The sequence below is a fragment of the Rhodococcus sp. D-6 genome, from assembly GCF_040256695.1.
Taxonomy (GTDB): Bacteria; Actinomycetota; Actinomycetes; order Mycobacteriales; family Mycobacteriaceae; genus Rhodococcus; species Rhodococcus pyridinivorans.
In genome coordinates, this window is sequence record NZ_CP132970.1 from 1042186 (window position 1) to 1064191 (window position 22006).

General features: G+C 68.9%; 17 protein-coding genes. 10 read left to right on the forward strand and 7 right to left on the reverse strand.

Features of this window, described 5'->3' with window-relative positions; all coding sequences use genetic code 11:
• Positions 1-115 precede the first annotated feature (115 nt).
• The 9 genes from RBB84_RS04970 to proB all read left to right on the forward strand — a co-directional run bounded on the left by RBB84_RS04970 (position 116) and on the right by proB (position 12479).
• Positions 116-2776 carry a valine--tRNA ligase gene (locus RBB84_RS04970; RefSeq protein ID WP_064256382.1) on the forward strand — a complete coding sequence of 887 codons (2661 nt, stop codon included), beginning with the start codon at positions 116-118 and terminating at the stop codon, positions 2774-2776.
• Positions 2773-4194, forward strand: a complete 1422-nt coding sequence (locus RBB84_RS04975; RefSeq protein ID WP_006551179.1) for a folylpolyglutamate synthase/dihydrofolate synthase family protein — start codon at positions 2773-2775, stop codon at positions 4192-4194. The genes RBB84_RS04970 and RBB84_RS04975 overlap by 4 nt, the downstream gene beginning before the upstream one ends.
• Entirely contained in the window at positions 4191-4601 is a 411-nt protein-coding gene (locus RBB84_RS04980; RefSeq protein ID WP_006551180.1) for a DUF4233 domain-containing protein, read from the forward strand. Before RBB84_RS04975 ends, RBB84_RS04980 begins: the two co-directional genes overlap by 4 nt.
• 9 nt (positions 4602-4610) lie before the next feature.
• Positions 4611-5030, forward strand: a complete 420-nt coding sequence (gene ndk / locus RBB84_RS04985; protein ID WP_006551181.1) for a nucleoside-diphosphate kinase — start codon at positions 4611-4613, stop codon at positions 5028-5030.
• A 478-nt stretch (positions 5031-5508) separates the two neighbouring features.
• The gene (locus RBB84_RS04990) at positions 5509-8880 is read left to right on the forward strand and encodes a translation initiation factor IF-2 N-terminal domain-containing protein (RefSeq protein ID WP_350247634.1); all 3372 of its coding nucleotides are present in this window, start codon (positions 5509-5511) and stop codon (positions 8878-8880) included.
• A 234-nt stretch (positions 8881-9114) separates the two neighbouring features.
• Entirely contained in the window at positions 9115-9426 is a 312-nt protein-coding gene (gene rplU, locus RBB84_RS04995; protein WP_006551183.1) for a 50S ribosomal protein L21, read from the forward strand.
• Positions 9427-9462: 36 nt separating this feature from the next.
• Entirely contained in the window at positions 9463-9726 is a 264-nt protein-coding gene (gene rpmA / locus RBB84_RS05000; RefSeq protein WP_006551184.1) for a 50S ribosomal protein L27, read from the forward strand.
• Positions 9727-9866: 140 nt separating this feature from the next.
• Positions 9867-11324 carry a GTPase ObgE gene (gene obgE, locus RBB84_RS05005; protein WP_019289071.1) on the forward strand — a complete coding sequence of 486 codons (1458 nt, stop codon included), beginning with the start codon at positions 9867-9869 and terminating at the stop codon, positions 11322-11324.
• 51 nt (positions 11325-11375) lie between these two features.
• Complete coding sequence (gene proB / locus RBB84_RS05010) at positions 11376-12479, forward strand: glutamate 5-kinase (RefSeq protein WP_006551186.1); 1104 nt, start codon at positions 11376-11378, stop codon at positions 12477-12479.
• Positions 12480-12484: 5 nt separating this feature from the next.
• Here proB and RBB84_RS05015 read toward each other — a convergent pair whose 3' ends face one another.
• Both RBB84_RS05015 and RBB84_RS05020 read right to left on the reverse strand, forming a co-directional pair.
• Complete coding sequence (locus RBB84_RS05015; protein WP_064256380.1) at positions 12485-13330, reverse strand: NAD-dependent protein deacetylase; 846 nt, start codon at positions 13328-13330, stop codon at positions 12485-12487.
• 5 nt (positions 13331-13335) lie between these two features.
• Complete coding sequence (locus RBB84_RS05020; protein ID WP_064256410.1) at positions 13336-14874, reverse strand: ATP-dependent DNA ligase; 1539 nt, start codon at positions 14872-14874, stop codon at positions 13336-13338.
• 135 nt (positions 14875-15009) lie between these two features.
• Here RBB84_RS05020 and ligD point away from each other — a divergent pair, with 135 nt between their 5' ends.
• Positions 15010-15948, forward strand: a complete 939-nt coding sequence (gene ligD, locus RBB84_RS05025; protein ID WP_064256379.1) for a non-homologous end-joining DNA ligase — start codon at positions 15010-15012, stop codon at positions 15946-15948.
• A gap of 38 nt (positions 15949-15986) precedes the next feature.
• Here ligD and RBB84_RS05030 read toward each other — a convergent pair whose 3' ends face one another.
• The 5 genes from RBB84_RS05030 to RBB84_RS05050 form a co-directional block, all read right to left on the reverse strand.
• Positions 15987-16922, reverse strand: a complete 936-nt coding sequence (locus RBB84_RS05030) for a D-isomer specific 2-hydroxyacid dehydrogenase family protein (RefSeq protein ID WP_024100603.1) — start codon at positions 16920-16922, stop codon at positions 15987-15989.
• A 49-nt stretch (positions 16923-16971) separates the two neighbouring features.
• Positions 16972-17370: an ectoine synthase gene (locus RBB84_RS05035; protein ID WP_006551191.1), complete on the reverse strand. Its 399-nt coding sequence runs from the start codon at positions 17368-17370 to the stop codon at positions 16972-16974.
• 58 nt (positions 17371-17428) lie between these two features.
• Complete coding sequence (ectB, locus tag RBB84_RS05040; RefSeq protein ID WP_006551192.1) at positions 17429-18718, reverse strand: diaminobutyrate--2-oxoglutarate transaminase; 1290 nt, start codon at positions 18716-18718, stop codon at positions 17429-17431.
• 61 nt (positions 18719-18779) lie between these two features.
• The gene (gene ectA, locus RBB84_RS05045) at positions 18780-19286 is read right to left on the reverse strand and encodes a diaminobutyrate acetyltransferase (RefSeq protein WP_006551193.1); all 507 of its coding nucleotides are present in this window, start codon (positions 19284-19286) and stop codon (positions 18780-18782) included.
• A gap of 216 nt (positions 19287-19502) precedes the next feature.
• A complete protein-coding gene (locus RBB84_RS05050) occupies positions 19503-21662 on the reverse strand; it encodes a DEAD/DEAH box helicase (RefSeq protein ID WP_064256378.1) in 2160 nt (719 codons plus the stop codon).
• Positions 21663-22006: the final 344 nt, after the last annotated feature.

Below are 22006 nucleotides of genomic sequence, written 5' to 3' on the forward strand. Positions count from 1 at the left end.
CGGGGAGCGGGCCACACTCTTCTGTCGCGACCCCTGTCCGGCTCTGTCGCGACCCTTGTCCATCTCTGTCGTGGCCCGTGTCCAGGAGGTTCGCCGCGACGCTTACGATTGACGGGTGACCAGTGCGCCAGAGAACTCGCAGAACCCCGCCGACGCCCTTCCCAAGAGCTGGGACCCCAGCGCCGTCGAAGCGGAGCTCTACCAGCAGTGGGTCGACGCCGGCTACTTCGAGGCCGACCCCACGAGCGACAAGCCCGGGTACTCGATCGTCCTGCCGCCGCCGAACGTCACCGGCAGCCTGCACATGGGTCACGCCCTCGACCACACCCTCATGGACGTGCTCTCCCGCCGTAAGCGCATGCAGGGCTACCAGGTGCTGTGGCTGCCCGGCATGGACCACGCCGGCATCGCCACCCAGACCGTCGTCGAGAAGCAGCTCGCCGCCGACGGCAAGAAGAAGGAGGACCTCGGTCGCGAGGCCTTCATCGAGAAGGTCTGGCAGTGGAAAGCCGAGTCCGGCGGCATGATCCAGGGCCAGATGCGTCGCATCGGCGACGGTGTGGACTGGTCGCGCGACCGCTTCACCATGGACGAGGGGCTGTCCCGCGCGGTGCAGACGATGTTCAAGCGCCTCTACGACGAGGGGCTGATCTACCGCGCCGAGCGCCTGGTCAACTGGTCGCCCGTGCTGCAGACCGCGATCTCCGACATCGAGGTGAAGTTCGAGGAGGTCGAGGGCGAACTCGTCTCCCTGCGCTACGGCTCCCTGAACGACGACGAGCCGCACGTCGTCGTCGCTACCACTCGTGTGGAGACGATGCTCGGCGACACCGCCGTCGCGGTGCACCCCGAAGACGAGCGCTACAAGGACATCATCGGCACGACGCTCGAGCACCCGATCACCGGCCGGCAGATCCCGATCATCGCCGACGAATACGTCGACCCCGAATTCGGTACGGGCGCAGTGAAGATCACGCCTGCGCACGACCCCAACGACTTCGAGATGGGCCTGCGGCACGACCTGCCGATGCCCACGATCATGGACAAGGCCGGTCGTATCGCCGACTCCGGCACCCGCTTCGACGGCATGGACCGTTTCGAGGCGCGCATCGCGATCCGCGAGGAACTCGCCGCGCAGGGCCGCGTCGTCGCCGAGAAGCGCCCCTACCTGCACAGCGTCGGCCACTCCGAGCGGTCCGGCGAGACCATCGAGCCGCGGCTGTCGATGCAGTGGTGGGTCAAGGTAGACAAGCTCGCCCAGGCTGCCGGCGACGCGGTGCGCAACGGTCACACCGTCATCCACCCGGCGAGCCAGGAACCGCGCTGGTTCGACTGGGTCGACAACATGCACGACTGGTGCATCTCGCGTCAGCTGTGGTGGGGTCACCGCATCCCGATCTGGTACGGCCCGAACGGCGAGGTCGAGTGCTTCGGCCCCGACGAGATCGCCCCCGAGGGCTGGGAGCAGGACCCGGACGTGCTCGACACGTGGTTCTCGTCCGGCCTGTGGCCGTTCTCCACGATGGGCTGGCCGGAGAAGACCCCCGAGCTCGACAAGTTCTATCCCACCAGCGTTCTCGTCACCGGCTACGACATCCTGTTCTTCTGGGTCGCCCGCATGATGATGTTCGGCACCTACGTGTCGGGTGACGACGCGGTGCACCAGGCGCAGGTGCCGTTCCGGGATCTGTTCCTGCACGGCCTCGTCCGCGACCAGTTCGGCAAGAAGATGTCGAAGTCGCGCGGCAACGGCATCGACCCGCTCGACTGGGTCGAGCGTTTCGGCGCCGACGCCCTGCGCTTCACGCTGGCGCGCGGCGCGAACCCGGGTGGCGATCTCGCCGTCGGTGAGGACCACGCCCAGTCGTCGCGCAACTTCGCGAACAAGCTGTTCAACGCGACCAAGTTCGCATTGATGAACGGCGCGGTGATCGGCGAGCTCCCGGCCCGCCAGCAGCTCACCGACGCCGACCGGTGGATCCTCGACCGCCTCGAGCAGGTGCGGACCGAGGTCGACGCGGCCTTTGATCATTACGAGTTCTCGAAGGCGTGCGAGGCGCTCTACCACTTCGCGTGGGACGAGGTCTGCGACTGGTATCTCGAGCTCGCCAAGGTCCAGCTCGCCGAGGGCAGCGCCCACGCCGACGGCACCAAGGTTGTGCTCGGCACCGTCCTCGACCAGCTGCTGCGCCTGCTGCACCCGGTCATCCCGTTCGTCACCGAGACCCTGTGGAAGGTGCTCACCGGTGGCGAGTCCGTCGTCGTCGCGTCCTGGCCCGAGACGTCCGGCATCGCCACCGACGAGACCGCGGCGCAGCGGGTCGCCGACCTGCAGAGGCTCGTCACCGAGATCCGCCGGTTTCGCAGCGACCAGGGTCTCAAGCCGTCGCAGAAGGTCGCGGCCCGGCTCGTCGGTGTCGAGGACGCCGATCTCGTCGCGCAGGTGCCGGCCGTGCAGTCGCTCGCGCGCCTGACCGCGCCGGAGGACTCGTTCTCGGCCACCGCGTCGATCGAGGTCCGGCTGAGCCGCGCGACGGTCACCGTCGAGCTCGACACCTCCGGCAGCATCGACGTCGGCGCCGAGATCGCGCGCCTGCGCAAGGATCTCGCCGCCGCGGAGAAGGAACTGACGGGCACCTCCGCGAAGCTGTCGAACGAGGCCTTCCTCGCGAAGGCACCCGATCAGGTGGTCGAGAAGATCCGCGGTCGCAAGCAGATCGCGGAAGAGGAGATCGCACGGATCACCGCACGACTGAAGGAGCTGGGCGCGGCGTGAGCACCGACACCCCGGGGGCGCCGTCCCCGGTGGACCTGGCCGAACTGACGCTCGTCGAAGCCGAGCTCGACAAGCGCTGGCCGGAAACGAAGATCGAGCCGTCCCTGGCGCGGATCGCCGCGCTCATGGACATCCTCGGCTCGCCGCAGAACAGCTACCCGTCGATCCACGTGGCCGGCACGAACGGCAAGACGTCGACAACCCGGATGATCGACGCGCTGCTCACCCGCATGCACCACCGGGTCGGCCGGACGACGAGCCCGCACCTGCAGCTCGCCACCGAGCGGATCAGCATCGACGGCGCGCCGGTCTCGCCGCGGACCTACGTCGACACCTACCGCGACATCGAACCGTACGTCCGGATGATCGACGAGCAGTCCGAGGCGGCCGGTGGCCCGAAGATGAGCAAATTCGAGGTCACCACGGCCATGGCGTTCGCGGCGTTCGCCGATGCACCCGTCGACGTGGCGGTCGTCGAGGTCGGTCTCGGCGGACGGTGGGACGCCACGAACGTCGTCACCGGGCAGGTCGCGGTGATCACGCCCGTCGGCATCGACCACACCGGCTATCTCGGCGACACCCTCACGGAGATCGCGGGGGAGAAGGCCGGGATCATCAAGAAGGCACCCGACGACGGTCTCGTGCCCCGCGACACCGTGGCGATCATCGCGCAGCAGGAACCGGAGGCGATGGACGTGCTGCTGCGGCAGGCCGTCGAGGCCGACGCGGCCGTGGCCCGTCAGGGATCCGAGTTCGCGGTGGTGCGGCGTGCGGTCGCCGTCGGCGGACAGCAGATCGACCTGCAGGGTCTCGGGGGTCTCTACACCGACATCTTCCTGCCGCTCCACGGCGAGCACCAGGCGCACAACGCGTCGGTCGCGCTGGCCGCGGTCGAGGCGTTCTTCGGGGCGGGCCCCGGCAAGCAGCTCGATGTCGAGGCGGTGCGCGACGCGTTCGCGTCGGTGACCACGCCGGGCCGGCTCGAGCGGGTGCGCAATGCGCCCACCGTCTTCCTCGACGCCGCGCACAATCCGCACGGCGCGAAGGCCCTCGCGGCCGCGCTCGCCCAGGAATTCGACTTCCGCAAGCTCGTGGGCGTCGTGAGCGTGATGGCCGACAAGGACGTCGCAGGTCTGATCGAGGCGCTCGAACCGGTCTTCGACGAGATCGTCGTCACCCACAACGGGTCGCCGCGAGCGATGGACGTCGACGATCTCGCGAACATCGCCGTCGCCCGATTCGGCGACGAACGGGTCGTCACCGCGGCGACGCTCCCGGATGCGATCGAAACCGCGATCGCGATCGCGGAGGAGGTCGGCGAGCCCGGCGAAGCGGTGTCGGGCGCCGGGGTCGTGGTCACCGGTTCGGTGGTGACCGCAGGTGCGGCCCGCAGTCTGTTCGGAAAGGATCCCGCGTGAGCAACGACAAGCCGGAGGAACAGAAGTTCCGGCCGCCGACGACGGACCCCTGGAAGGGCTTCCGCGGCGTGATGGCGGGAACGCTCGTGCTCGAGGCGATCGTGGTGCTGCTGGTGCTGCCGGTGATCGCGACCGTCGGCGGGGGACTGAGCGCGTGGTCGACGACCTACGTCGTGGGCCTCGCCGTTCTCATGTTCCTCGGAGCCGGGGTGCAGAAGAAGTCGTGGGCGATCCCGTTCAACATCACGCTGCAGGTGCTCGCCGTGCTCGGCTTCTTCGTCGACCTCGCGTTCGGTGCGGTGGGTGTGCTCTTCGCCGCGGTGTGGGCGTACATCTTCTACCTGCGCAAGGACATCAGGGATCGCGAATCCAGGGGTCTGCTGCCGGGCCAGCGGGACGACCTCTAGGCTTGTCGCGTGACTGAGCGGACCCTGGTACTGATCAAGCCCGACGGCGTCGCACGCCGTCACGTCGGAGAGATCCTCTCGCGCATCGAGCGCAAGGGGCTGGACATCGTGGCTCTCGAGCTGCGCACAGCGACGGAGGAGGTCGCCGGAGCGCACTACGCCGAGCACGAGGGCAAACCCTTCTATCCCTCGCTGATCGAGTTCATTACCGGCGGCCCCCTCGTGGCCGCGGTCCTCGAAGGCCCGCGCGCGATCGCGGCGTTCCGTCAACTCGCCGGTGGCACCGATCCGGTCGAGAAGGCCGTGCCCGGCTCGATCCGCGGCGACCTCGGCCTGGACCCGGGCGAGAACCTGGTCCACGGCTCCGACTCGGTGGAGTCCGCCGAGCGCGAGATCGCTCTCTGGTTCCCCGCCCTGGCTGCGAAGTAACAGCCCCGCACGAGCGGCGCCTGGTGTGTCGCTCACGAAACCTCTCGGGGCGTCGCGCTTCGCGCCTCCCGACACCGCCGACGGCGCCCTCCGGGGCGCCGTTGGCGTATCCGTGCATCTCCGTGTGGGATACTGGCAGAGGTTGCTCCGCACACACCGCGTGCGGAGCGGCCGAACGACATCACGGATCGATGCCCGACATCGCTGTGGCCGAGGACGAAGGAGACACCTCGCTCGGCGGCACGCTGGATGTTCCGGCGCTCGACCCGCGATCAAGCCAGGCATTGCTCGGCCGTGCAGTGAAAACGGGCACCGGACGACCGCGCGATGCGAGACCGGAAGGACTCGCGCCCACCCGGCGCGAGTACACAAGCTGCGCCCCCGCGTGGCCGCTCACATCGCTGTTGTCGGTGGTGGACGCGCCCGGGGGCCTTAGGAGACCTACGTGGCCGATCAAGAGCCGCCGGAGAACAACTCGATCGAAGCGTCGGACGCAGGGGGACGGAACCTCCTCGGTCTGCCTGCCAAGATCCGCGTCCATGCCCTCGCCAAGTTGCTGGGGCTGACCAGTAAGCAGGTGATCGCGAAAGCCGCCGAGCGCGGCACCGAGCTGCGCAGTGCGCACTCGACCCTCCCACGCGACGTCGCGGAGGACCTGCACGCTGCGTTGAGCGACGACACGGGCACGGCCGAGCCCGCCGTGCAGGAAGCCGAGACGGCTCCCGAAGCTGCAGCCGAGACGGCTCCCGAAGCTGCAGCCGAGACGGCTCCCGAAGCTGCAGCCGAGACAGCTCCCGAAGCTGTGGCGGAGACGGCTCCCGAGGCCGAGACCGCCCCCGAGCCTGCCGCGGAGACGACTCCCGAGGCTGCGGAGACCGCCGAGGCCGCGCCGGTCGAGAGCGACGAGCTGCGACCCGCCGAGAAGACCGCGGACGAGACCGCACCGCAGGCCGTCGAGGTCCCCTCCGTCGGAGGACCCACCGGGTTGTTCACGTCGGTGGAGCAGAGCACGCCGCTGTTCGAGATGCCCGAGCCGTCCACCACGGCCGAGCCGATCGTCGCTGCACCGCTGTTCCTCCAGCCCGAGGTACCCTCGCCTGCCGAGGGAGAGGAGGAGACCCGCCCGCGTCGCCGGCGCGCACGCCGCGGAAAGGACACCGAGCAGGCACCGGCCGAGGACGAGCAGCAGACCGCCGAGCCGGCCGCCGAGTCCACCGAGGAAGCGCCGTCGCACCAGGCGGACGAAGACCAGGACGACCAGCCGCGTCGCCGCCGACGCGGACGTCGCGGTCGTGGACGTGGACGCGGGGACGGCACCGACACCGACCAGCAGGACGAGACGACCGCGACCGGCGAGGACTCCGAGTCCGCCGCCGCGGAGACGGAGAAGTCCGCGGCCGCGGAGACGGAGAAGTCCGCCGAAGCGGAGTCCACCGCAGCGGAGACTCCCGCCGAGGAGACCGCCGGCACCGAGGAGAGCACCTCCGACGAGTCCGCCTCGGGCGACGAGCAGAGCAGCGACGAGCACGACACCGACGACGAGCAGGGCGGGGGGACGTCCCGTCGTCGCCGCCGTCGCCGTCGCCGTCGCGGTTCCGACACCGACACCGCGAGCACCGACGACGACTCGGTTCCCACGGTCGTCCACGAGCGGGAGCCGCGTCCGAAGAGCCGCGCCAAGGACGAGGTCCAGGGCATCAGCGGTTCGACGCGCCTCGAGGCGAAGCGTCAGCGTCGTCGCGACGGTCGCGAGGCCGGTCGCCGCCGGCCCCCGATCCTCACCGAATCCGAGTTCCTCGCCCGCCGCGAGGCTGTCGACCGGGTCATGGTCGTGCGCGAACGCACGGGCGGTTCCCACGCGGGCATGACGCAGGTCGCGGTGCTCGAGGACGGCATCCTCGTCGAGCACTTCGTCACGACCTCCGGTTCGGCGTCGATGGTCGGCAACATCTACCTCGGTCGCGTGCAGAACGTCCTCCCGTCCATGGAGGCGGCGTTCATCGACATCGGCCGTGGCCGCAACGGCGTGCTCTACGCGGGTGAGGTGAACTGGGAGGCCGCCGGCCTCGGAGGCAACTCCCGTAAGATCGAGCAGGCCCTCAAGCCCGGCGACCAGGTGGTCGTGCAGGTCAGCAAGGACCCGGTCGGTCACAAGGGCGCGCGTCTGACCACCCAGATCAGCCTCGCCGGACGCTTCCTGGTCTACGTGCCGGGAGGTTCGTCCACGGGCATCAGCCGCAAGCTCCCCGACACCGAGCGCAAGCGTCTGAAGGACATCCTCCGCGAGATCGTCCCCTCCGAGGCGGGCGTGATCATCCGTACCGCCGCCGAGGGCGTGAGCGAGGAGGAACTCTCGCGCGACGTCACCCGCCTGCAGACGCAGTGGGAGTCGATCCGCGAGCAGTCCGAGAAGCTGCAGGCCGACGCCTCGGGCCAGCCGAAGACGCTCTACGAGGAGCCGGATCTGCTCGTGAAGGTCGTGCGAGACCTGTTCAACGAGGACTTCTCCAAGCTCGTCATCGAGGGCGATTCGGCGTGGAACACCGTCGAGAGCTACATCCGGACGGTCGCACCCGACCTGCTGCCGCGCGTCGAGCGCTACCGTTCGGAGAACTCGGTGGACGTCTTCGGTGCGCACCGCATCGACGAGCAGCTCGCGAAGGCTCTCGACCGCAAGGTGTGGCTGCCGTCCGGCGGCACGCTCGTCATCGACCGCACCGAGGCGATGACCGTCATCGATGTCAACACCGGCAAGTTCACCGGTTCCGGCGGCAACCTCGAGGAGACGGTCACCCGTAACAACCTCGAGGCGGCCGAGGAGATCGTCCGCCAGATGCGCCTGCGCGACATCGGCGGCATGATCGTCGTCGACTTCATCGACATGGTCCTCGAGTCGAACCGCGACCTCGTACTGCGTCGCCTGACCGAGGCCCTCGGCCGGGACCGCACCCGCCACCAGGTCTCGGAGGTCACCTCGCTCGGCCTGGTCCAGATGACGCGCAAGCGGCTCGGGACCGGTCTCGTCGAGGCGTTCTCCACCACCTGTGAGCACTGCAGCGGCCGCGGCCTCATCGTGCACTCGGAGCCGATCGAGTCGAAGTCCTCGGACGACTCCGGTCGTTCGTCCGGCGGTGGTTCGCGGCGTAAGCGTGGACGCGACAAGAGTTCGCAGGAGCCCGCCGCCGAGACGCACACGACGCCGTCGCCCGAAGAGGTCGTCAAGCGTGCCGCGCACCCCGTCGCGCTCGCGATGGCCGCGCACAACTCGACACCGGCCGCGGACGCTCCGGCCGCAGAGCCGGCAGCGACCGAGACCGCATCCGAGGCGGCGTCCGCACCTGCGGGCGACGTCGACCCGGTCAAGGTCACCGAGCCGCTGCGGGCCGTCGAGCCCGAGAAGGTCGCCGCACCGACGAAGGAGCCCGTCGCAGGGGAGGACGCCACCACGGTGACGACCGCCTCCGACGAGCCCGCCGAGATCGAGGCAGAGGTCGCAGCAGCCGAAGCCGCGGTCGCGGAGACCGCTGTTCCCGAGGCTGCCGTGTCCGAGACGGCCGTCTCCGGCGCAGGGGAGGGCACCGACGGAGCGGCTTCCGTCGAGGCCGCAGGACCGGCTCCGCGTCGCCGTCGGGCACGCAGGGTCGCCCGGGCGGCCGCAGCGCCCGCCGGGGACGGTGGGCCTACAGCCAAGGTGTTCGTCGTCCCCGCGACGACCGGGTCGTCCACGGGGGCCGAGTCGGACTCCCGGCCGAGCACACCGGTCGAGACGCCGGTGGAGATCGTGCGGCGGCCGCGTTCGCGGCGTGCCGCAGGGCGCCCCGCCGGACCTCCGGTGGACGCCGAAGCGTGACTCTCCGCTTCCGGGCCGGTCACGACCGGCCCGGAAGCGGGCACTACCGTGCCACCCGGTTTGACCCTGAGAGTCACCTTCCCGTAATCTTGTTCAGTCGCTACTCGGCGATAGTGCCCAGCCGCGTCCGGATTCAGGATGCCGGCGGGACCCGAGTCAGCAACCACACCAGACCAGTCGCGTCCGCAGCACTGTGGCGCGAGCACGTTCGAAGAAGCAAGGGGTAGCCGTCCGATGGCAACGTACGCGATCGTCAAGACCGGCGGTAAGCAGTACAAGGTCGCTGAAGGCGACCTCGTCAAGGTCGAGAAGATCGAGGGTGAGCCCGGCGCTGCTGTCTCGCTTGCCCCGGTCCTCGTCGTCGACGGATCCGAACTGACCACCGACGCCGACAAGCTGGCCAAGGTCTCGGTCACCGGCGAGATCGTCGAGCACACCAAGGGCCCGAAGATCCGCATCCACAAGTTCAAGAACAAGACCGGGTACCACAAGCGCCAGGGCCACCGTCAGAAGCTGACGGTCGTCAAGGTCACCGGCATCAAGTAAACCGAGCTTCGAGCTTCAACCCCAGGAGGGTTCGTCATGGCACACAAGAAGGGCGCATCCAGCTCCCGTAACGGTCGCGATTCGAACGCACAGCGACTCGGCGTCAAGCGCTTCGGTGGCCAGGCCGTCAACGCCGGCGAGATCATCGTGCGCCAGCGCGGCACCCACTTCCACCCCGGCGTGAACGTGGGACGCGGCGGCGACGACACGCTGTTCGCTCTCGCGGCCGGTGCCGTCGAGTTCGGTACCAAGCGCGGTCGCAAGACCGTCAACATCGTTCCGGCTGCGGCAGACGCCTGATCTGCCGTCCGGTAACGGACACCGCGGGACCAGCTCCCGCGACATACTCCCAATAGGGGCGGGCCAGGGTCGCACACCCTGACCCGCCCTTGTTGCGTTGATCACCAGGTTTGTTTTTTAGGACGAGAGAAGGTCCACCCATGTCCCGCTTCATCGACCGGGTGGTGCTGCACGTCAGCGCCGGTAAGGGCGGCAACGGCTGCGCCTCCGTCCACCGCGAGAAGTTCAAGCCGCTCGGCGGCCCCGACGGCGGTAACGGAGGAAACGGCGGCGATGTCGTCCTCGAAGTCGACCGGAACGTCCACACCCTGCTCGACTTCCACTTCCACCAGCACGCCAAGGCGACCAACGGTGCCCAGGGCGCCGGCGGCCACCGCAACGGTGCCAACGGCGGCGACCTCGTCCTGAAGGTTCCCGACGGCACCGTCGTACTCGACCGCGACGGCCGCATCCTCGCCGACCTCGTGGGCACCGGCACGCGTTTCGTCGCCGCGCACGGCGGTCGCGGTGGTCTCGGCAATGCCGCACTCGCGTCGAAGGCACGCAAGGCCCCCGGCTTCGCGCTCCTCGGTGAGGAAGGCGAGGAACTCGACCTCGTCCTCGAACTGAAGTCCGTCGCCGACGTCGGCCTCGTGGGCTTCCCCTCGGCCGGCAAGTCGTCGCTCGTGTCGGTGCTGTCGGCCGCCAAGCCGAAGATCGCCGACTACCCGTTCACCACTCTCGTGCCGAATCTCGGTGTGGTGCAGTCGGGCGACACGACCTTCACCGTCGCCGACGTGCCCGGCCTGATCCCCGGCGCCAGTGAGGGTCGCGGCCTCGGCCTCGACTTCCTCCGTCATCTCGAGCGCTGCGCCGTGCTCGCGCACGTCGTCGACTGCGCGACCCTCGAACCCGGCCGCGACCCGATCTCCGACATCGACGCGCTCGAGGCCGAACTCGCCGCCTACCAGCCTGCGCTGTCGGGCGACAGCGGACTCGGCGACCTCGCCGAGCGCCCCCGCATCGTCATCCTCAACAAGGCCGACGTGCCCGACGCGAAAGAACTCGCCGAGTTCGTCACCCCCGAACTCGAGGCCCGTGGCTGGCCGGTCTTCACGATCTCGGCCGTGAGCCGCGACGGCCTGCGTCCGCTGACGTTCGCCCTCGCGAGGATGGTCGACGAGTACCGGGCGGCGCATCCGCCGGCCGCGCCCACCCGCCCGGTGATCCGTCCCGTCGCCCGCGACGAGGAGGCCTTCACCGTGGTCCGCGATCCCGAGGTGCCCGGCGGATTCATCGTGCGGGGCACCCGTCCCGAGCGGTGGGTGCGCCAGACGGCCTTCGACAACGACGAGGCCGTGGGTTACCTCGCCGACCGACTCGCCCGTCTCGGCGTCGAGGACAAGCTCGTCAAGCTCGGCGCGGAACCCGGATGCTGGGTCACCATCGGCGAGGTCGGCTTCGAGTGGGAACCGCAGACGCAGGCCGGCGTGGACGTCGTGCCCACCGGTCGCGGCACCGATGCCCGTCTCGACCAGGTCGACCGCGTCGGCGCTGCCGAGCGTCGCCACGCGAAGAAGGTGCGCCGCGGCCTGGCCACCGACGACGAGTTCGAGTAACCGTCCGCGCGTCCCCACCGTTCAGGAAGCCCGAAGCGTACCGAGGAGAACATGAGCGACACCCGGGAGGTCGTCTCCCACGCCCGCAGCGTAGTGGTCAAGATCGGCTCGTCGGCGATCACGAGCCTGGTGGGTGGACTCGACCGTGGCCGGCTCGATCGTCTCGTCGATGCCATCGAGGCCCGGATCCGCACGGGTTCGAGTGTCATCGTGGTCTCCTCGGGTGCGGTCGGTGCCGGGCTCGCACCGCTCGGTCTCACGAGTCGGCCGCGTGATCTCGCGACGAAGCAGGCCGCGGCCAGCGTCGGGCAGCTCACCCTCGCCCACGCCTGGGGCACCTCCTTCGCCCGCTACGACCGCACGGTGGGCCAGGTGCTCCTCACCGCCGACGACATCGGCCGGCGCACTCAGCACCGCAACGCGCAACGCACCCTCGACCGGCTGCGTTCGCTCGGGGCGGTGCCGGTGGTCAACGAGAACGACACCGTCGCGACCGTCGAACTGCGCTTCGGCGACAACGACCGGCTCGCTGCACTCGTCGCGCATCTCATCGGCGCCGACGCGCTGATCCTGCTGTCCGACGTCGACGGCTTGTACGACGGGGATCCCCGCAAGGGCTCCGCGAACCTCATCCCCGAGGTCCGCACCCCCGAGGATCTCGACGGTGTGGTCGCCGGATCGGGCGGCGCGCTGGGCACCGGTGGCATGGCGTCGAAACTGTCCGCGGCCCGTCTCGCGGCGGACTCCGGCGTGCCGGTGCTGCTCGCCGCGGCCTCCCAGGCCGATCGTGCGCTGGGCGCCGCCGACGTCGGCACGGCCTTCGCGGCCCGCCCACAGCGTCTGTCGGCGCGGCGTTTCTGGGTGCGGCACGCCGCCGACGTCCACGGTTCGCTGTATCTCGACGAGGGTGCCGTGCGGGCCGTGATGGAGCGGCGACGCTCGTTGCTCGCCGCCGGAATCACCGGCACCAGTGGCGGTTTCCACGCCGGCGACGTCGTCGGCATCGTCGCGCCCGACGGCCGCACGGTCGCGCGCGGGGTGGTGGCCTACGACGCGTCCGAACTCGATTTCATGATCGGCTTCTCGACCGGTCAGCTGCCGCCGGATCTCCAGCGACCCGTCGTGCACGCCGACGACCTCGTCCGGGTGGTCTGAGAACCTCACGAAGTCGGTGCGGTCACCGCGTCGGCCAGGAAGGCGAGGGTCTCCGAGGTACCCGCCTCGAGCTTGAGGGTCGCCAGCGCATCCCCGCGGGTGGGGCCACGATTGATCACCACCACCGGGATGTTCCGCTGCACGGCGCGACGTACGAACCGCAACCCCGACTGCACCGTCAGTGAACTCCCGGCGACCAGCAGGGCGTCGGCACCGTCCACCACCGAGAAGGCGAGATCGACGCGCGGGCGCGGCACCGTCTCCCCGAAGTACACGATGTCGGGTTTGAGCATCCCGTCGCAGCGCTCGCAGTCGACGACGACGAAGTCCTCGGTGTCGGTGACCACCGCGTCCGCATCGGGGGCGACCTCGAGACCGGTCGTCGCGCGCATCCGGTCGTCGAATCCCGGATTGGCCGCGCACAGCCGTTCGTGCAGCGTGAACCGCGAGATGAGGTGTTCGCACGACAGGCATCGGACCTGCGCGTAGGTGCCGTGCAGGTCGACGACCTGCCGGCTGCCGGCCTTCGTGTGCAGCAGGTCGACGTTCTGGGTGATCACGCCGACGACCGAACCGGCGCGTTCGAGGGCCGCGAGCGCCCGGTGCCCGGGATTCGGGCGGGCGGCGTCCATGTGCTTCCAGCCGACGTGGTTGCGGGCCCAGTAGCGTTGCCGGAACTCCGCGTCGTCGACGAACTGCTGGTAGGTCATCGGGTTGCGGGGCGGCGAGTCCGGTCCGCGATAGTCGGGGATACCGGAGTCCGTCGACAGCCCGGCGCCGGTGAGAACAGCGATCCGACGGCCGTGCAGGAGAGTGGGCAGGTCGTCGGAACGGAGTGGAACGTCGATCACTCCTTCTACGGTAGGCCGCTTCCGGGAACCGGTGCCGCGGGCAGCAGCGCGCGGACCGCATCGATGGTGTCGGCGTCGGCGGCCGACTTGTCGGGCCGGTACCGCAGCACCCGTGCGAAGCGCAGCGCCACCCCGCCCGGATAGCGGCTGCTCGTCTGCACTCCGTCGAGTTCGATCTCGACGACGATCGCGGGTCGCAGGTGGACGGTGTGCTCGTCGCGGTGTGTCTCGTGGCGTGGGAATTCCTCTGTCTGCCACTGCAGCAGCGCGTCGGTGAGTCCCTTGAACGTCTTCCCGACCATGATCGGCGGACCACCGTCGGGGTCGCGGGCACCGAGGTGCAGGTTGGACAGGAAGCCGGTGCGGCGCCCGTAACCCCATTCGGCGGCGAGCACCACGAGATCCAGGGTGTGCTCGGGTTTGACCTTCTGCCAGGCTCGGCCCCGGCGGCCGGCGGTGTAGGTCGATGTGAGCGACTTCACCATGACGCCCTCGTGACCGTTGTCGAGCGAGTCACCGAGGTGCGCCTCGGCGCTGTCGGCGTCCGGAGCGACGAGCGTGGGGATGCGGTGCTCACCCGCGACGCGGGCGAGATGGTCGCGACGCACCGACAGCGGCTCGTCGAGCAGGTCGGCGCCGTCGAGGTGCAGGCAGTCGAAGAAGTACGGGTGGAGAAGCAGTTCGCGTTCGGAGCGGGCACCGAACCGGCTCATGGTCTCCTGGAACGGTCGGGGACGGCCGGCATCGGTGAGCGCGAGTGTCTCGCCGTCGAGCACGACACTGCGGCACGGCAGCGCCCGGACGAGTTCGACCAGTTCGGGGACCGATGCGGTGATGTCGCGCAGCGTGCGGGTGAAGATCCACACCGCGTCCTCGTGGCGGTGCACCTGGATGCGTGCACCGTCGAGTTTGTACTCCACGCTCACCGCCCCGTCGAACTCGATGAGTGCCGCCTCGAGCGACTCGGCGGGTGAGGCGAGCATCGGCCGGACCGGTCGGCCGAGCTCCAGGCCGAACTCCGCCAGCGCGTCGACACCACCCTCGAAGGCCGCCGCTGCGGCCTGCGCGAGTCGGCCCGACAACATCACCGCCCGACGGACCGGTTCGACGGGGAGACCGGCTGCCGCTGCGACCGCATCGGTCATCACCCCTTCGAGCGCGCCCTGCCGCAGCTCACCGCCGAGGAGCGCGACGAGGAAACGCTGCTCGGCCTCGGTGGCCCGTCCGAACAGATCCAGGAGCAGTTGCTGCCGCGCGGCGGTGGATCCGGAACCGGAGATGCCGGCGAGGCGGTCGAGGAAGCCGGACACCTCGTCGACGTCGAGCACGGGATCGTCGGCGACCGGTGCGGAGAGGCCGGCGAGGGTGCGGAAACCGACACCCAGGCGACCCTGGGTCATCTCTCCGGACAGCCATGAGACCACCGCTTCGACCTCGTGAGGTTCGGCGCGCCCGAGTAATTCCCGCAGCAGATCGATCTTGGTGCGTCGTGACCGTGTGGCGGCGACGGCGACGGAGGTGTCGACAACCGAGTGCAGCAGCATCGCTTCGACGTTAGCGCCCGGACGTGCCACGCGGAGGAAATCGTGCGCCGGGGTGTATTTCCGCACGGGGGTGGGAATCGAGAGGCCAGGATGGTGCACAGGACGCCTCCACGCAGGGAGGGACGGGAGACGCGGATGAGCAAGGACGCCGATGCAGTCGAACTCGACGTGGACGGTCGCACGGTGCGCATCTCGCACCCCGAGCGCGTGTACTTCCCCGAGATCGGGGCGACCAAGCTCGACCTCGCGAACTACTACCTGAGCGTGGGGGAGGGGATCGTCCGGGCACTCCGCGAACGGCCCTGCATGCTGCACCGGTTCCCCGACGGGCTCGAAGGGCGGAAGGTACACCAGAAGCGTTTGCCGCGCGGGGCTCCGGACTGGGTCGAGACCGTGCGGGTGCACTTCCCGCGCTACGACCGCGATGCCGACGAACTGTGCGTGACCCATCTCGCCGACGTCGTGTGGGCCGTGCAGATGTCCACCGTGGAGTTCCATCCGTGGAACTCGCGGCGCAGCGACGTGGAGCGACCCGACGAGTGGAGGATCGACCTCGATCCGATGCCCGACTGCGATTTCGACCGGGTCCGGCGTGTCGCGAAGGTGGCGCACGAGGTGCTCGACGAACTCGGTGCCGTGGGCTGGCCGAAGACCTCGGGCGGCGACGGCCTGCACGTCTACGTCCGGATCGCGCCGGAATGGGAGTTCGACGACGTCCGAAGGGCCGCATGGGCTTTCGCGCGGGAGGTGGAACGACGCGCGCCCGGCGACGTGACGACGGCATGGTGGCGCAAGGAACGCGACCCGTCGGCGGTCTTCGTCGACTACAACCAGAACTCGCGCGACCACACGATCGCCAGTGCCTATTCGGTCCGCGGTGTGTCGGAGGCGACGGTCTCCACTCCGGTGCGGTGGGAGGAGATCGACGACCTCGAACCGCGGGACTTCACGATCCGGACCGTGCCGAAGCGGTTCGAGGAACTCGGCGACCTGCACTCGGGTATCGACGACGCGGTCTTCTCCCTCGATCCGCTCCTGGAATGGGCGGAACGCGACGAGAAGCCGTCGGAGTGAGCCCTATGGCCCGGTAACGGTGGCCCGGTAGACGTGGCCTAGTAGCCGGCGCTGGGATCGACGACCCCGATCGGCACGAGGCCGGATGCGAAGCGTGTGACGTTCTCGATCACGTGCTCGAGATAGGCCGGGATGCGCAGCGGGGGTGGATTGGCGTCGTGGGGAGTGATCACGGCGTTGGGGAGCGTCCACAACGGATGATCCTCGGGGAGCGGTTCGGGATCGGTGACGTCGAGCCCTGCACCACCGATCGCGCCGGATCGGAGAGCGGCGACGAGGGCGTCGGTGTCGACGAGATCGCCCCGGGCGACGTTGACGACCCACGCCGTGGACTTCATCGCTGCGAGCTCGGTTGCGCCGACGAGCTGCTCGACGTCGAGAGTGGCTGTCGCGGAGATGACGAAATGATCTGCCAGAGGCCATATCTCGTCGATACGTTCGACGGGGAACGTCTCGATGGCTCCCGGCACGGGACGACCGCTGCGGGTGACGGCGAGCGCGCGCGCCCCCAGCGCGGCCAGCATCGGGATCAGCGCCCGGCCGACACCCCCGGCGCCGATGATCCCGACCGTCGCGCCGCGGAGGGTGCCGACGACCGGCGCGAGACTCTCGGGTGTCCACGAGGTGGCCGCCAGATGGGCCGGCAGGGCCCGGACCCCGGCGAGCAGGAGCAGGAGCGCGTGCTCGGCGACGGTCGTGGAGTAGGCCGCGGCCGCCGACGTCCAGGTGACGCGAGGATGGGCCTTGACGACGCCCTGCGACAGCCAGTACTCGACACCGGCGGACGGTAGCTGCACCCAGCGGACGGAGGCGGGGAGGACCTCGGGGAAGTCCTGCGGCCCGGCCGTCCAGACGAGCGCGTCGGGGGTCTCCTCGAGTCCGCAGGGCACGCCGCCCCCGCCCGTGACCGCCCGTTCGAAACGGGGGTCGCGCTCGGGGCCGACAGCGATGCGGGGCGCACGCTCGGGAGTCATGGTCTCGACTCTAAGCGTCCGCCCCGCATCGGTCACGTGGTTACCGCGCTCAGGCGGGTTCGACGATCAACGGGTACACACCGTTCTCGTCGTGCACCTCACGGCCGGTGACCGGGGGATTGAAGACGCACAGCATGCGCATGCGCGTTTCGGGGAGCACGCGGTGACGCTCGTGTCCGTTGAGCAGGTACATCGTGCCCGGAGCGAGGTCGTACTCCACGTCGTTGTCGAGGTCCTGGAGCTTGCCGGTGCCCTCGACGAGCCATACGGCCTCGACGTGGTTGGCGTAGTGGAACTCGTTGACGGTGCCGGGTTCGATGGTGGTCTCGTGGAACGAGAAGCCCACCTTGTCGCCGGCGAGGACGATGCGCTTGCTGCGCCACTGGCCGTCCTCCGAGACGACGTCGCGCTCGGTGCCGGTGATCTCTTCTGTCGTACGAACGATCATGGGTGTCGAAAGTCCTTCTTCTGCAAGTGGGTTCGGAACGGGCGGAGCGGGGGACCGCTCAGGAACGGACCTTGGCGGTCGCTTCCGCCAGGATGTTCAGCCCGAACTCGAGTTCGTCGTCGGTGATGGTCAGCGGCGGCAGCAGCTTGACGACCTCGTCCGACGGACCGGAGGTCTCGGCGAGCAGACCCTCTTCGAAGGCCAGGGCGCAAACCTTGTCGGCGTCCTCCGGCTTGTCGAAGACCAGGCCCTGGACCAGGCCGCGGCCGCGGGTCGAGACGCCGTCGAACATGTCCGACAGGTTCATGAAGGTCTGGCGGATGCGCTCGCCCTTGCGCAGGGTGTCGCGCTCGAGCTTGTCGTCGGCCCAGTAGTGCTCGAGGGCGGCAGCCGCCGTCACGAAAGCCGGGTTGTTGCCGCGGAAGGTGCCGTTGTGCTCGCCCGGGCCCCACACGTCGAGCTCACGCTTGAACAGGGTGAGCGCCAGCGGCATTCCGTATCCGCCGATCGACTTCGACAGGGTCACGATGTCGGGCGTGATGCCGGCGATCTCGAACGAGAAGAACGGGCCGGTGCGGCCGCAGCCCATCTGCACGTCGTCGACGATCAGCAGGATGTCGCGTTCCTTGCACAGGTCGGCCAGAGCGCGAAGCCACTCGGGGCGAGCAACATTCACGCCGCCTTCACCCTGCACGGTCTCGACGATGACCGCGGCCGGACGGTTCAGGCCGCTGCCCGCGTCGTCGAGGACGCGCGAGAACCACTGGAAGTCCTCGGTGACGCCGTTGAAGTAGTTGTCGAACGGCATCGGCGTGGCGTGGACGAGGGGGATACCCGCGCCGGCGCGCTTCATCGAGTTACCGGTCACCGACAGCGCACCCAGGGTCATGCCGTGGAAAGCGTTGGTGAAGTTGATGATCGACTCGCGACCGGTCACCTTGCGGGCGAGCTTGAGCGCCGCCTCGACGGCGTTCGTGCCGGTCGGGCCGGGGAACTGGACCTTGTAGTCCAGGCCGCGCGGCGCGAGCACGTGCGACTCGAAGGTCTCGAGCAGCTTGCGCTTGGCGACGGTGTACATGTCGAGGCCGTGGGTGACGCCGTCGCTCATGATGTAGTCGACCAGGGCCGACTTGAGAACCGGATTGTTGTGGCCGTAGTTCAGGGCTCCGGCGCCGGCGAAGAAGTCGAGGTAGTCCTTGCCGTCCTCGCTGCGCAGCCAGGATCCCGATGCCTTGTCGAAAACGGCGGGCCAGCCGCGGCTGTAACTCCGGACCTCGGATTCGAGGTGCGAGAAAATCGCAGTATCGGGCTTACTGGTGGTCTCGGGCTTGTTTTCCAGGATGGTCATGTCGTGGTCCTCCTGCGATTATTCGAGAATTATGAAGATGTCGTGCGCACACGCGCTGCGATCATTCGCCGATGGTGTAGAGATCCTCGGCCAGATGTGAATCGGGGAAATCGTCGGGCGCGAACAACTCGGTGCGAGTGATATGCGTTCCGCGGCGACGCGCGAGAGCGGTGAACATTGCGATCGACGCTTCGTTGTCGGGACTCACCGTCGTTTCCAGACGGGTCACGCCGAGCGGCTCGAGTCGGTCGAGCAGAGCGTCGAGCATACGGCCCGCCACTCCACGTCCACGCTGGTCTGCGTCGACTGCCACCTGCCAGACGAACAGGGTGTTCGGGGAGTCGGGACGGCGGTAGCCGGTCACGAATCCCACGGGGCGATCGGTGTCGTCCGTTGCGACGACCGATGTGTCGGCGAAATCGCGACACCACAACACATATGCGTAACCGGAATTGACGTCGAGAACCTGCGAATCACGCGCGATCTGCCAGAGTCGTCTACCGTCGGCGATACGCGGACGCCGGAATTCGATTGCAGCCGGCTCACTACCGGACTCGGTTGCTGCCACCTCCGAAGAGGTGGTCGCGGTATTCGATTCAGCCGAGTCGGGGGTCGGGGTACTTCTTTCCTTGACGGGCCTCATATGTCCTTTCAACCTAACAACTTCCGGTGTCGAGATCACGCCCGTGTCCGGAATCGGGATCGGAACCCTGTGGTCCGTGCAGGTCGAGCGCATGTTGTGATGCCGGTCACAAACATGTTACGTCGGTCCTCCTCGTGGCGATTACTTCGGGCTCGCGAGTGCGTACGGCAACACCGCGTCGGCTCCCGCCGCGACGAGAGTTCTCGCCGCCATCGTGAACGTCCAGCCGGTGTCGGTCACCGCATCGATGAGAAGGATCGGACCACTCGACCCGAGGTTGTCGGGTCGCTCCCACGCGTCGATCAGTGCGGCGACCCGATATGCCGAGTTCGCTGCCGTCGGCTCCGTATTCCCGCCTCGGCGTCGCAATACACCTAGATCTCGTAATCGTCCGATTTGTGCCAATCGGGACGCAAGTGACTCGACGAGCAGGGAGTGCGTGGGGGAGTCCATGGCCATGACGGCGGTGGGCCGGTCCTCCCAGTCCCACGCGGCGAGCACCGCGATCGACGCGTCGACCACCGCCTTCGGCACTTCGCGGTCCGGTCCGTCGAGCAGTTCGCGCAGTCGCGGTCCCCATCCCAGATCCGACAGCCGGCCCAGCACGCGCCCGGGGCGCGGACCGTCCGTGATCCGGCCCGACAGCGGGATCCCGAGGGTCGACATCCCCGTGGGCCACTGCCGGCGCGGCGGCAGATCCACACCGGGGCGTTCGAGCCGGGCGCGGGTGCGGGCGACCTCGTCGTCGCCGACGGACGTCTCCCACCGGGAGCCGATGCAGTTGTCGCACCGGCCGCAGCCGGGGCCTCCGGCGGTGTGATCGCAGCCGGGGCTCCGGGTGTCGAGATCGGGGTCGTCGAGCTGACGGCGGAGGAAGACCATGCGGCATTCGGTGGTGCGTTCGTATTCGAGCATCGCCTCCTGTTCCGCGGCGCGGGCCTCCTCGAGGCGCCCGTAGCGCTCCTCGTCGTACGTCCAGGGCTGCCCGGTGGCGATCCAGCCGCCCTTGACCCTCTTCACCGCTCCGTCGACGTCGAGGACCTTGAGGACCATCTCCAGGCGGGAGCGCGTGAGGTCGACCCGCGGTTCGAGGGCGGGTGTCGATACCGGCCGTTCGGTATCGAGCGCTGCGATCACGCGTCGTACGAGCGCCTCGTCCGGGAAGGCGACCGAGGCGAACCACTGCCAGATCCGGCGGTCCTCCGGGCCGGGGAGCAGAACCACCTCGGCGCGCTCGGTGGAGCGACCCGCGCGCCCGACCTGCTGGTAGTAGGAGATCGGGGACGAGGGAGCGCCGAGGTGCACCACGAAGCCGAGGTCGGGCTTGTCGAAGCCCATGCCGAGCGCCGAGGTCGCGACGAGCGCCTTGACTTTGTTGTCGAGGAGATCGGCCTCGAGCTGTTCACGCTCGGTCGGCTCGGTCTGACCGGTGTATGCCGCCACTGCATAGCCGTGGTCGGTGAGCAACGCCGCGAGGTCGCGGGCGGCGGAGACCGTCAGCGCGTACACGATGCCCGAGCCCGGCAGATCCTTCAGATGCTGCGCGAGCCACGCCGCGCGTCGTGCCGGTTCGTCGATCCGCACCACCGACAGGTGCAGCGACGGACGGTCGAGACCGCCGCGCAGTACGAGCGTGCCGCCGGAACCGGCACTGCTGCTTCCACCGAGGTCGCTGCTCCCGCCGACACCGAGCTGGGCGGCGATGTCGGCGACCACCCGGTCGTTGGCGGTCGCGGTCGTCGCCAGGACCGGGATGTCGTCGCCGAGTTCGGCGACGAGGGTGCGGATGCGGCGGTAGTCGGGCCGGAAGTCGTGACCCCAGTCCGACACGCAGTGTGCCTCGTCGACGACCACCAATCCGGCGTCGCGGGCGAGGGAGGGCAAGACCTGGTCGCGGAAGTCGGGGTTGTTGAGGCGTTCGGGGCTGACGAGGAGGACGTCGACCTCACCCGCCGCGATCCGCTCGTGGATCGCCGCCCATTCCGTCACGTTGCCGGAGTTGATGGTCGCGGCGTGGACGCCCGCCCGCTCGGCGGCCGCGACCTGGTTGCGCATCAGGGCGAGCAGCGGCGACACGATCACCGTGGGACCGCGGCCCTGCCGGCGCAGCAGTTTGGCGGAGATGAAGTAGACGGCCGACTTTCCCCAGCCTGTGCGCTGGACGACGAGGGCGCGGCGACGGTGTACCACGAGCGCCTCGATCGCGACCCATTGGTCGTCGCGGAGCCGGGCATCGGGGCCTGCCAGCTCGCGGAGGAGGTGCTCGGCATCGTCGCGCAACAGGTCGGTGGAGTTCGTCATGCTGCAATCGTGCCCGACGACGTTCCGTCACGGCGGCGGTGAACGGTTCTCCGGGGGCGGCGAACGGTACTGACGCGGCGGCGAACGGGGATACCCTAGAGATGGCGACGGAGTGGCTCTCACGAAAGAGGGTGGCACCCAGTGTCAGTCGGCGTGGCAGAGATCATGATGTAAAAGCTTGCGAAACAACAACTTCCGATTGCATCGATCTTGGAGTGCGACTCGTGGCACTCTGTGTCCGAATTGGTGACGGCGATCGCTGATCCGGACCGAGTGTGATGAGCGGATCATCCGCGTCGCTATGGTCGTCGTCATGTACGCAGCCCTTTCATCCCCCGCAGCGC